Here is an 11,903-nt window from a genome sequence, read left to right as displayed (position 1 = left end):
TCCGGCATGAATGCCCGATTCAGAAGTCCGCATGATGCGGACTTCTGAATCGCTACACTAGTCTTCCTGGTGAACCGTGTAGGGCGTGGAGAAAGTCGAGAGGATTTCCTCGGCGCGCTCGCGCAATCCCGGTTGCGCTCCGAGCATGACGAATGCGGTCTTCAGCCCGCCGCCGGTATGCTCGACATCGAGCCGCCACTTGCCGCTCACATCGCGCATGGCTTCGTTGAAGACGCGCTTGGCGGCGTCCAACTGCAAGACGTGCTTGATGGGCTTGCCGACTGCGGTCAGCGGCAATTTGTCGAGGAAGACGATCTCCTTCGGCACCGCCGGCCGTTCGGGAATGCGATCGGCTGCGAAACGCAGCAACTCCTCAGCCGTGATACTGGCGCCGGGGTGCAGTTCGACATAAGCGATCGGGAGCTCGCCGGCGTATTGATCGGGCTTCCCGATGGCCGCGGCCTGCGAGACGTGGGGTGACTGCAACAACGCGTTCTCGATCAGGCCGGGCTCGATGTTGTGTCCGCTGCGAATGATCATGTCCTTCTGCCGGCCGCTGATGCGCAGATAGCCGTCGGCGTCCATGTTGCCGAGGTCCCCCGTGACGAAGAAACCATTGGGCAGGAAGGTGCCGTGGTTTTGCGACGGGTCGAGATATCCGCCGGCAACGCCAGGACCACCGACGAGCACCATTCCATCCTCACCAGGCGCGCAATCGCGCTCGATTGTGCCGTCAGGTCCCATTTTGACGATGCGGATCACCATGTAGGCCACCCGGATGCCCGAATAGCCCTGGCGTTGTTCGCCGTCCCTTGGATCCACCGTCGCGTGGCTGGTGTTTTCCGTCAGGCCATAGGTCTGGAGAGCTCGCGCGCCGGTGATTTCGCCGATGCGCTTTTGCACGGACGGCGCTATGGCAGTCGAACCCGTCGCAAAATAGGGGCGCAGGGAGCTGATGTCCTCAGTGGTCGGCGGATTTTTCGCCAGCACCGAGAGCGATGTCGGTACGCCCGAGATCTGCGTGATGCCGAAGCGCTCCACGTAGCGCCAGTAGGACGCGATATAAGCCTTGTCGCGCGCTCCGTGCATACTTGGGATCACGGTGGTGTGGCCGTCCGCCGTCGAGACGAGACCTCGCACCAGCAGCCCGCCGATATGGAACAGCGGCGTGTCGGAAAGCACGACGTCGTCTGGCGTAAAGCCCAGGCACAGGTTTGCCGCCCACTGCCGATAGACGAGCCCTCCGTGCAGGAGCCGCACAATCTTTGGATGACCGGTGGTGCCGCCCGAATGCACATAGCAGGCGACAGTGTCGCGCCGCGCTGTCTCACGCGAAAAGGCCAACTTGTCATGCGGGTGGACGGCGGCGGCTTCGATCAAGTCGTTTGCGTGAGCCGGAGCGAAAGGATCATGAAGCGTGAACAGTCGTGGCGGCTGGCGCATCTCGGCGAGAGCATCACTCACGTTCTCCCAAATCGAAAAGCCCGGTGTTGGCCCGAGCGTGACGACGGCTTTCGCGCCGGAGCTCTCAATCAGGTCGCGCAACGCCTGCGCATTGAGCATCCAGTTGATCGGAAAGGGCCGCGCGGCAAGCAGGCCGCCGATCAAAAGAGGAAACAGCGCCGGCACTGTCGGACTTACGATCGCGACCACGTCGTCTTTGCCGAGGCCGCTCGCGCGCAACAGGTTGGCAATTTGCAGGGCGCGATGCTCGAGATCTTCGAAGCTCCACGTGATCAGCGGGCCATCGATTTGCCCGTTGTTGGTTACGTGCAGAGCGGCGCGCTGGGGATTGATACGGCAGCCGTTGAGCAGGCTGAGCGCGAAGTCCCATTGCGTGATTCTCTCATCCAGCGGAATGCGCTCGATTTCGATGACGTCGGCCGGTGTGCGCAGCGGCGGATAGTGGCGTCGCGGAGCGCTGGTGCCGTCGATGTCGAGTTCGGGCGACGTTTCGAGGTCGGCCATTATAGTCAACGCCTTTTCGCCAGAGAGAGCGTACGCTGCGCCAAACGCACATTCGCGTAGTCGACCATCATGCCGCGATATTTCACCGCCCCGACACCGCGCGCCTCTCCCTCCTCGAAGGCAGCCAGCAGCCCGGTGGCGTAGTCGACTTCTTCTTCGCTTGGCGAAAACACCTGGTGCATCACCGCTACCTGTGTCGGATGGATAGCCATCTTGCCGACGAAGCCAAGTTCGCGGGCGATCTCGCATTCAGTGCGCAGCGCGTCGGTGTCCCGCAAATTCATGAAGACGCCATCGACGATCCATTGCAGACCGGCGGCTCGCGCATCGACCACCATTTTGCTGCGCGCATAGGCGAGCGCGCGACTCTCCGGCGTCCAGCGCCCGCCGAGATCGACCATGAAGTCGCCCTCTTCGGCACTGGCGAGCGACATGCCGCACACCCGCGTCGATGCGCGAGCCATTTCGAAGGTGTTGCGCAGGCCCAGGCAGGTCTCGATCAGTGGGAGGATCGCCAGATGGCCCGCAGTCGCGCCCAGCTTCTCTTCGACGGACGTGAGCAGTGCCGCGACCGCGCGCACGTCATTTTCGCTGTCCGCCTTCGGCAGGATCACGCCGGCCACATTGGAAAGGTCGCGGGCTTGTCCGAGCACCGCAAGATCGCTGACCGCATCCCCAGCGCGCGGATTGCTGATGCGCAAAAACATCGGCTTTGCCAGTCCCGCTGCGAGAACACTGGCAATGTTTCGTCTCGCTTCGTCCTTGGCGTTGACGGGCACGGAGTCCTCGAGGTCGAAGATCAGCGCATCGGCCTCGCCGGTCTGAGCCTTGGCAAGCAGTTCGGGGCGGCTGCCCGGCGCGAACAGCAACGTGCGGTGGAGAGGAATTGACGTGGTTGACATGGTTCTCTTTTCGCGTGGGTCGATCAGCGACCGCGCCAGACCGGCGCTCGTTTCTCGAGGAAGGCGCGCGGGCCTTCCGTCGCGTCTTCGGTAGTATAAAGAAAGGCCGCCAGGTCTTGCTCCAGGCGGATGCCATCATTGAGCGAGAGCTCGGCGCCGCGCTGGATAGCGGCCTTGGCCGAACGCACGGCGACCGGCGCCTGCGCCGCCATCTCCGCGGCCAGCGCGACAGCTTTCGCCAGCAGTTCGGCTTGCGGCACGACGTATTCAACGATTCCAAGCGCCAGGGCTTCGTCCGCGCTCACGCTGCGGCCGGTCAGGATGATCTCGAGTGCGCGCGCCTGGCCGATGCGGCGCGACAATCGCTGTGTGCCGCCATTGCCAGGCATCAACCCGCGCTTGATTTCCGCGAACGCAAAGCTCGCGCTCTCCGCCGCGAACACCAGGTCGCAAAGCAACGCGAGTTCGAAGCCCCCGCCGATCGCCACGCCGTTGATCGCGGCTATGATCGGTTTGTCGAAAGCAGCGATGCCTTCTGCCTGAGCCCAACGGAAACGCTTCATCTCGGCGACCGGCATGTCGGCATTGATCTGCGCAAACTCACGCAGGTCCATTCCGGACGAAAATGCCTTCTCGCCACTGCCCGTGAGCACTGCAGCGCCGATCTCGGGATCGCGCCGAAAAGCTTCCAGCGTCTCCCGCAAGTCAGCGCGCATCTGCATGCTGATAGCGTTCATCGCCTGCGGGCGGTTCAAGGTGATGATCGCCACCCGACCCTGTACGGACACGTTCAATGTTTCTGGCAATCGCGAAGCGCTATTCATGGATGAACGAGCCTTGTCAGCTTGCTTGTTGATCGTCGTCCTGGAGCCACAACCGCCTGCGTCATGTTCAGGCCACTGGCACGGGACCTTATGGTGCGTAACTCAAACGATTGCATGAAGCAAGCGTTTGCTTAAAATCACGGACAGGTTTAAGGTGGCTCCGGCTAACCAGAGGACCAAGATGGGTATGGCGAAAGTGGCCGAGCAAACGGTGGACGCCGCCTCAGGCACTCCCGAACGAATACTCCTGGCGGCGGAAAAGCTGTTCAGCGAGCGCGGCGTCGATGCGGTCAGCCTGCGCGAGATCACGGCCGCCGCCGGTGTCAACACCGCGGCCGCGCATTATCATTTCGGTTCGAAGGAAGCCGTGCTGCAGGAGCTGTTCGCGCTGCGCGCGCAACCGATCGCAGACCGCCGCGAAGAATTGCTCAGTCAGCTCAAGCTCGACGGGTCCGGTCGGCCGATCCTGGAAGATATCCTGGCCGCGTTCCTGCGACCCGGGCTCGAAGCCTTGGGCACGCCCGATGGCATGGCCTTCTCGATGATGCGCGCGCGTATGGCGTTCGAACGCGAGGAGGTGCGGCGGGCCGCACTCAGCAAAGCCTTCAATCGGACCAGCGAGATGGCGCTAAACGCGCTGATGAAAGCTCTGCCTGACTTGCCGAACAAGACTCTGCATTGGCGCTTTCATTTTCTGCTCGGTTCGATGGTCTACACCATGGCCATGCCCGGCCGCATCGAGTCGATCACCCATGACGGCATCGACACGGTGGATCCGGAGGCCGCATTGGCCCAACTCGTCCGATTTGCTGCAGCCGGGTTCCGTGCGCCATGAGTGAAATGCATTCAGAGCAGGGCGCTCCCCACGGCTTGTCCACGCGTATCGACGCCGGCGTGCTGACGCTGTCATTCGCGCGCGGCGACTTGAATCCGGAACTGGGCCGGATCTTGCTCGCCGAGCTTCAGGCCGTGGCGGCGAATGAGTTGGTTCGCGTGGTCGTCTTGTGTAGCGCGGCCGGTGGTCTCCGCGGCAGCATAGCGCCCGGTATCTGCGGCGATCTGGTGCGACAGCTACGCGCCTTGCCGCAGCCGGTCATCGCGAAGCTGCGCGGTGCTTGGCATGGCAGCGTGCTCGCACTCGTCGCCGCTTGCGACATCGTCTACGCCGCCGATGACGCCGAATTTCAATTGGACGAGGCGAACAACGGCACCTTCATCAGCGGGCCCGTGGGACAGGCCTTATCTTCCGTGATGACCCGACGCTCAGTCAGCCAGCATGCGCTCGACGGTCGGCCGTTCAACGGCATCGAAGCCGAACGCAACGGTCTCGCGACGCTCAGTTTTGCGCCGGCCGACCTCGACGGCGAGACCGACACGCTGTTGGCGAGCCTGCTGGAAAAAGATCCGCTCGCACTCCAGTTTACCAAGCAGACCCTTCGCCACGTCCCGACTATGGGGTGGGACGCTGTGCTCGACTACAACGCCGCTAAATTCGCCGAACTCAAGTCGATTCAGGCCGGCAAGCCGTCGGCCCGCGCGGCGGCGGTCGAGAGTTTTCTGGCCGGCACAAGCAAGCCCGGCCTCGGGAGTTAGCGCATGCTCCGCCTCGAGGATCGCGACGGCGTCCGCCTCATCGGGCTTGACCGCGCAGCCAAGCGTAACGCCATCGGCGTGGAGCTGACACTGGCGATGGAAGCGGAGTTGCTGCGCACCCGCGACGATGCCGCGGTCCATACGGTGATCTTCCATGGCATCGGCGGTCATTTCTCTGCCGGCATGGACATGAAGGACTTTTTTGACAGTTCCACCCGGCCACCGGATCTGCTGCGTCGTGCGCGCACCGCGACGGATCATTGGCGTACGCATCTGCTGCGCGAACTCACCCAGACCATCATCACGGCCGTGCAGGGTTACTGCTTCGGCGGCGCGCTTCCCATATTGGCCGCGTCCCATGTCGTGATCGCGGGCCGGGACGCGCGCTTTGGCCTTCCCGAAATCAATTTTGGCCTCGTGCCTGGCGCCCAGATCGTCAAAGCCGCCATGGAGATGACGACACCGCGCGGCATCGCTCATGCCGCGCTGACCGGCCGGCCTTTCGATGCGGAGCGGGCACGGCGCTGGGGCATCGTGAGCGAGATCGTGGACGGCGATCCACTGCATCGCGCGCTCGAAATTGCTGCGCGCGCCGCACATTGACAGACCTTCAAATTCAACTATACGCTTTAAACAGTTGATTGAAAGAGACCTTGAGATGAATTTCGGCATTACCAGTGATCAGGAAGCGATGCTCGGCCACGTTCGTGCGTTGCTAGACGATGTCTGCGACATGGCCTACGTGGCCAAATGCGACGAGACCCGCACCCCGCCGCGCGAAGCCTTCGATGCCATGGCCCGCAACGGATGGCTGGGCTTGATCGCGCCTGAGGAATATGGCGGCGCTGGCGGTTCACCCACTGACCTCGCTCTGCTGCTGGAAGAAACCGGCAATCACTTCGAAGAACTCGGGCTTTGGCTGTTTCGCAACTTCACTTACGGATGCTACGCGGTGCTCAAACACGGCACTGACGAGCAGAAGCGGCGCATCGTGCCCGGCGTCGTGAAGGGCGAACTGTCGTTCGCTTTCGGATTGACCGAACCCGATTCGGGATCTGACGCTGCCGCATTGAGAACGCGCGCCGTCGCTGACGGCAGCGACTTTGTGATCAACGGGCGCAAGCAGTTCACCTCCGGCATGGACATTGCCGACTATGTCCTTCTTGCCCTGCGCACGAGCGACCAGGGTAAGAAGCAACTGGGCATCAGCACGTTTATCGTCGATACAAAATTGCCAGGCATCGAGGTGCGCAAGATCCCGACGCTCGGTCAGCATGCTATCGGCACCACTGAGGTCACGTTCAATGACGTGCGGGTGCCGGCTACAGCTCTGCTCGGTCAACTCGACAAGGGCTGGGCGATCTGTGAGGACACGTTACGCTATGAGCGTCTGTGCCTCTCCGCTGCGCGAATCGGAGCGGCGCGCCGCGCGTTCGAGCTCGCGCTCGATTATGCCAAGACGCGCACTCAGTTCGGCAAGCCGATCGGCAGCTTCCAGGTCACGCAGCATAAGTTCGCGGACATGAAGGTCATGCTCGATACGTCGCAAACGATGATCCGTCGCTATGCCTGGTTGATGGAGAACGGCAAGGCCGAGCGTGCCGACACCGCTGTCATCAAGTATTACATCGCTGAATCGTACAAAACGATATCCGACGTTTGTCTGCAGATCTTCGGCGGCTACGGCTACTGCATGGAGTATCCGATGCAGCGCTTCTTTCGCGACTCGCGGCTGGCGACCATTGGCGGCGGGACGTCGGAAATCCAGAAAAACATCATCGCTGCAACGCTTGGGTTGTGAGGAAGCGGAATGTCGAAACTCTCACTCGAACAAGCCGACCGGATCGCCGACGGCACCTTGGCCAAGGGCCGTGAACTCGGCTTTGCGCCGTTGACCGTCTGCATTCTGGACGCTGGCGGTCATGTCGTCGTCCTCAAGCGCGCCGATGGTGCCAGCATCATGCGGCCAGAACTGGCCACCGCGAAGGCGTGGGGTGCCCTCGGTATGGGCTTCGGTGGTCGCGAATTGGCGCGCAGAGCGAATGCCGTACCCGGATTCTTTGCATCGCTGAATGCGATCTCTGACGGTCGGATGGCTGCGGTCGCGGGCAGCGCCTTGCTGCGTGACAACAACGGCGAGATTGTCGGTGCAGTCGGGGTCTCTGGCGACACCTCCGATAACGACGAGGCTGCACTTGTCCCCGCGGTCCTCGCAATCGGCCTGACACCGGACATCGGCGACCCCCTGCCTAAATAAGATCTGCATGCTCTCCGAGTAGTGTGCCATCGGCGGCGATCTGACCGGTTTCAACAACTCCGCAGTCGATGGATCATCGCCATTGTCCATGCTGTTCGCCGAACGATGGGCGGTCCACGGGCGACTTCCATAGAGTCCGCTGGTTTCGCGCGATGACGTGCACTTAGGCGCCGTGCTGTTTGCTCTATGCAACACGCGGCGGTCACACGGTTCGTGGTCTGTCCACCGCTGGAGCGGGGGAGAGTTAGGCGGGCGCATGACCCGCGAGACATTCGCACATGGGCAACTGCGCGATGCTCATAAACGAGCGATCGAAGAGATCACCTCGTTCGATATCGTGCAGCGTCGTTCTGATCACATCGAAAAACTGAAGTTGCGTTACGTGCAGAGGAATTGCATCCCTCGCCTAACGCTTTCGCCGGTCGCTTACGGAAATAAGCGAGAGCCGGGCGCTTTGACAGCGCTGCATCTCGGGCGTTCCGCACCTCGATCTTGTCGATGCCAGTGCCTCATCTCCACGGCTCACGGTTCAATGACAATTGCTGAGATTGAGCGGGCAGCGCGCGCTGCACGAGGTCTCTGAAGTCGATAACATCATAAGCACTTGATATTGCTATATAAACTTTCTATCTTACAAGATTGACGACTTTAATGTTGACAATCGTGTCCTACAATAAGAGCTTTGCATGTCAATGCGGGGCCGCCGCGCGCCCAGCTGAAAGTGCCGTCAGAGCACGACGAGGGAGAAGCAAGGATGCGCATTCGAGCGCGGGGGAGAGCCCCCTTGGCCGCTATCGTGGCTCTCGCCGCCGTTTTCGGGTCTTCGGCAGAACCGGCGCGGGCAGAAGCCGACCACGTAGTGATCGCTGATCAAATAGGCCTGCTCTATCTGCCGCTCCGTGTCGCGGTGCAGCGGCATCTCATTGAGCAGCATGCCAAGCAGGCAGGGCTTGGCGACATCACCGTCACGCTGCGCCAGTTTAGCGGAGGCGGCGCGGTCAACACTGCGATCCTTTCAGGCAGCGTCGATATCGCAGCCGGTGGTATTCCTCCGCTGCTCAAGATCTGGGACCGCACGCGCGGCACACCCAACGAGGTGCGCGCGATGATCGCACTCACCCACATGGCCTATAAACTGTACTCGGTGGACCCGAGGATCCACACCATCGCCGATTACGCCAACATCACCGACGCCAAAATTGCCGTGCCATCGGTCAAAGTGTCGACCCAGGCGGTCACACTCGAAATGGCGGCGCAGAAGCAGTTCGGCGCCGGAAAAGCTTTCGCCCTCGATCCGCTGACCGTTTCCATGCCGCATCCGCAAGCCTATGCGGCCATGATGAACGGCAACTTGCCGGTCAAAAGCCACTTCGCAACGCTGCCTTTTACTTACATGCTGCAAAAAAGCGGCAAGGCGCACCTCGTGTTCTCGTCCTACGATCTCGTCGGGCCGCATACAGGTGTCGTGCTCTACAACACGCGCAAATGGAAAGACGCGAATCCAAAACTGTTCAAGGCGGTTGCTGATGCCTTTTTCGAAGCGCACGAATGGATCAAGGCCCATCCGCGCGAGACTGCGGAGCTCTTTGTGAAGACAGAGAAGTCGGCCGAAACCGCCGACGAAGTGCTCGAAATGATTTCCGACAAGGCGGAGGTCGAATACCGGCCGGATATCCGCGGCACCTACGTCTACGCCCAATTCTTGAAGGAGAACGGAGACCTGTCGACCCTTCCGGCAAGCTGGAAGGATTATTGCTGGGAAAGCGTCACCGATCTTCCGGGCAACTGACGGAGTTTTCGATGCTTGCCATATCGTCACCTCGTCCACTTCTGGAAGTCGATCGCGTCACACTCCGCTATGAGACCCCGACTCAGAAGGTCGTCGCAGCCAAGAACGTCACCTTCCAGGTTTATCCGAGTGATCGCTTCGTGCTGCTCGGCCCCTCCGGGTGTGGAAAGTCGACCCTGCTCAAGGCGATCGGTGGCTTCATGCCGCCGTCCGATGGCGAGATTCGTCTCGATGGCGTGCGCGTGCGCGAACCCGGACCCGACCGCATGTTTGTGTTCCAGGAATTCGACCAGCTGCTGCCCTGGATGACGGTCTCGGAAAATCTGCGCTTTGCACTCGCCAATTGCGGACGCCGCATCTCGCGCAAGGAGGCTTGCGAGATTTCCGATCGTTATCTCGACAAGGTCAAACTCTGGAAGTTTCGCGACGCCTATCCTCATACATTGTCCGGCGGCATGAAGCAGCGCGCGGCCATCGCCCGCGGACTTGCGATGCAGCCAGCGATCCTGCTGATGGATGAGCCGTTCGCAGCCCTTGATGCGCTCACGCGCCGTCAGATGCAGGATGAGTTATTGGAGCTGTGGGAAGAGACCAAGTTCACTGTCATCTTCGTCACCCATTCCATTGACGAAGGGGTCATCCTCGGTAGTCGCATCCTGATCCTCTCACCGCATCCAGGCAGGGTCAGGGCCGAGATCAATACACATGAGATGGACCGCAGTCAGGCCAACGCCCCGAAGGTCGCGGCGACTCGGGACCGCATCTATCGCATGCTGTTCGATCGCGCCCCGGACATGGCGGAGGCGCACTGATGGTGAAGGCTGCAACCGACCTTGACACTCAACTTGGCACCGAATTCGGCACCCACGGCGTGCTGGTGGTGCGTCCGGAATACGAGATCGCCGACGGCGGGAATGCCGGTGGGGAAGATGTGACGCAGCCGCGCTCTGTCGTGGCGCGCGCCGCAGGCAGCGAGGCCGTGCGCAAGCTGACCGTGCTCACTTTGCTCATCGCTCTCTGGCAGGGCTACACGGTCCTCGGCCAGGTGGATCCGCTGGTTTTTCCAAGTTTCAGCGCCACCGTTGCGGCGCTCGGAAAATCGATCGCCGATGGCGAAATGCTCGGACGGGTCATGATGTCGCTTCGCACATTGCTGGAAAGCTACGTGCTCGGCTTGGCCTGCGCCGCGGTCCTGACGATCGCGGCGGTGCGCAGCGCCTTCGGACGCGATCTGCTCGGCACCTTGACCGCGATGTTCAATCCCTTGCCGGCTATCGCACTGGTCCCGGTGGCGATGCTGTGGTTCGGTCTTGGTCCGATGAGCCTCACATTCGTTGTCGCGAACTCGGTGCTGTGGGCGGTGGCTCTCAACATCCAGACCGGCTTCGCCTCGGTCAGTCCAACGTTCCGGATGGTCGGCCGCAACTACGGCATCAAGGGATTGGGCTTCATCTACAAAATTCTCATTCCGGCGGCATTCCCGTCGATCCTCACCGGACTGAAAGTCGGCTGGGCCTTCGCCTGGCGCACGCTGATCGCTGCTGAGCTGGTGTTCGGCGCCAATCAGGGCAGCGGGGGCCTCGGCTGGTTCATCTTCGAGAACAGCCAGAACCTGTTCACGGCCAAGGTATTTGCCGGACTGCTGATGGTCATGATCATTGGTGTCGTGGTCGAGAACGGTATATTTCAGACGATCGAGGCGCGGACGATCCGGCGCTGGGGCATGCAACATTAGAGCAGCTTGATGTCTGGAAACTCCAAATCAGGGACGAGCACGATGAGCAAGGCGAGCATGGCGAGGTCAAAGCCCCATCGTCCCCTCAAGCGAGGGCAGGCGGACCTCACTGTCGTGTCGTCCGCAGGCGCCAAACGCAAGCGCGTGGCCGGGCTCGATGTGCTGGAGATCCTGCGTCAGCGCATTGCCTCGCACGTGCTCGCGCCTGGCAGCATGCTGCGCGAGAACGTGCTCGCCGATGAGTTCGGCGTCTCACGCGCACGGATCCGCGAGGCCTTCGGCGCGCTTGAGGAGCGGGGCCTCATCGTCCGTATCGCCAACCGTGGAGCGATGGTCACCCGTCTCGATTCCAAACAGATCTTCGAAATCTTCGACGTGCGTATCGAACTCGAGGCTTTATGTGCCCGGGAAGCGGCGCGGAAAGCTCCTGACGGTGGGTGGGACGACCTCCAGGTGTCATTCGGGCAAGAGCTCGAAAAGAAGATCGCAGAAGGAAACTTCCTGGCTTATCTAGATGCACTGGTCGCGCTGCGTAAGCGCATGATTCAGTTCGCCGACAACTCGATTGCCGAGAACATGCTGGACCTCGTCTACGACAAGGCTCAGGTGATCGCGCGGCGGGTGGTTATCCTTCCCGGACGTGCCGAGTTCGGACGCAAGCTGCACCTGCAATTGCTCGAAGCATTCATGGCCCGTGACGCGGAAGCGGCTGAGCGGGTCAAACGCGAGATCATCGCGAGCGCCCGCGAAACAGCGCGGAAGTATCAGGATTTCATTCTCTAGTGTCCCGATTCCGAAGTTCGCATCATTCCGCTGCACCTTCGTTTGCGAACTT

12 protein-coding genes are annotated in these 11,903 nt (G+C 61.4%); 9 read left to right on the top strand and 3 right to left on the bottom strand.

Translation table 11 applies throughout. The features are described from left to right. Positions 1-57: 57 nt before the first annotated feature. Genes ACP0KA_RS08650 through ACP0KA_RS08640 form a run of 3 tightly spaced genes read right to left on the bottom strand, consistent with a single transcriptional unit; the run spans position 58 to position 3,658 of the window. A complete protein-coding gene (locus tag ACP0KA_RS08650; protein ID WP_424628407.1) occupies positions 58-1,968 on the bottom strand; it encodes an AMP-binding protein in 1,911 nt (636 codons plus the stop codon). 5 nt (positions 1,969-1,973) lie between these two features. After that, positions 1,974-2,870 carry an HpcH/HpaI aldolase/citrate lyase family protein gene (locus tag ACP0KA_RS08645; protein ID WP_424628406.1) on the bottom strand — a complete coding sequence of 299 codons (897 nt, stop codon included), beginning with the start codon at positions 2,868-2,870 and terminating at the stop codon, positions 1,974-1,976. Between the two features lie 23 nt (positions 2,871-2,893). Continuing rightward, positions 2,894-3,658 (bottom strand): enoyl-CoA hydratase/isomerase family protein, encoded by a 765-nt coding sequence (locus ACP0KA_RS08640; RefSeq protein WP_424628405.1) that lies wholly within the window; start codon positions 3,656-3,658, stop codon positions 2,894-2,896. A gap of 217 nt (positions 3,659-3,875) precedes the next feature. Between ACP0KA_RS08640 and ACP0KA_RS08635 the strand changes: the two genes are divergently transcribed. The 9 genes from ACP0KA_RS08635 to ACP0KA_RS08595 all read left to right on the top strand — a co-directional run bounded on the left by ACP0KA_RS08635 (position 3,876) and on the right by ACP0KA_RS08595 (position 11,851). Beyond that, positions 3,876-4,529, top strand: a complete 654-nt coding sequence (locus tag ACP0KA_RS08635) for a TetR/AcrR family transcriptional regulator (RefSeq protein WP_424628404.1) — start codon at positions 3,876-3,878, stop codon at positions 4,527-4,529. After that, positions 4,526-5,287, top strand: coding sequence for an enoyl-CoA hydratase-related protein (locus ACP0KA_RS08630; protein ID WP_424628403.1), 762 nt, complete (start codon positions 4,526-4,528; stop codon positions 5,285-5,287). Before ACP0KA_RS08635 ends, ACP0KA_RS08630 begins: the two co-directional genes overlap by 4 nt. Before the next feature lie 3 nt (positions 5,288-5,290). After that, positions 5,291-5,890: an enoyl-CoA hydratase/isomerase family protein gene (locus tag ACP0KA_RS08625; protein ID WP_424628402.1), complete on the top strand. Its 600-nt coding sequence runs from the start codon at positions 5,291-5,293 to the stop codon at positions 5,888-5,890. A gap of 55 nt (positions 5,891-5,945) precedes the next feature. Then, positions 5,946-7,088 (top strand): acyl-CoA dehydrogenase family protein, encoded by a 1,143-nt coding sequence (locus ACP0KA_RS08620; protein WP_424628401.1) that lies wholly within the window; start codon positions 5,946-5,948, stop codon positions 7,086-7,088. A gap of 9 nt (positions 7,089-7,097) precedes the next feature. Then, a complete protein-coding gene (locus tag ACP0KA_RS08615; RefSeq protein ID WP_424628400.1) occupies positions 7,098-7,544 on the top strand; it encodes a GlcG/HbpS family heme-binding protein in 447 nt (148 codons plus the stop codon). 784 nt (positions 7,545-8,328) lie between these two features. After that, on the top strand, positions 8,329-9,333 hold the full coding sequence (locus ACP0KA_RS08610; protein WP_424628399.1) for an ABC transporter substrate-binding protein: 1,005 nt from the start codon (positions 8,329-8,331) through the stop codon (positions 9,331-9,333). An 11-nt stretch (positions 9,334-9,344) separates the two neighbouring features. Beyond that, on the top strand, positions 9,345-10,145 hold the full coding sequence (locus ACP0KA_RS08605; protein ID WP_424628398.1) for an ABC transporter ATP-binding protein: 801 nt from the start codon (positions 9,345-9,347) through the stop codon (positions 10,143-10,145). After that, positions 10,145-11,068, top strand: coding sequence for an ABC transporter permease (locus ACP0KA_RS08600; protein WP_424628397.1), 924 nt, complete (start codon positions 10,145-10,147; stop codon positions 11,066-11,068). The genes ACP0KA_RS08605 and ACP0KA_RS08600 overlap by 1 nt, the downstream gene beginning before the upstream one ends. Positions 11,069-11,110: 42 nt before the next feature. Then, positions 11,111-11,851 carry a GntR family transcriptional regulator gene (locus tag ACP0KA_RS08595; protein WP_424628396.1) on the top strand — a complete coding sequence of 247 codons (741 nt, stop codon included), beginning with the start codon at positions 11,111-11,113 and terminating at the stop codon, positions 11,849-11,851. Positions 11,852-11,903 lie beyond the last annotated feature (52 nt).

The sequence above is a fragment of the Bradyrhizobium sp. SYSU BS000235 genome, assembly GCF_049747295.1.
Lineage (GTDB): Bacteria > Pseudomonadota > Alphaproteobacteria > Rhizobiales > Xanthobacteraceae > Afipia.
Note: the sequence above shows the minus strand (reverse complement) of the source record. Positions and strands in the feature narration are given on the sequence as shown.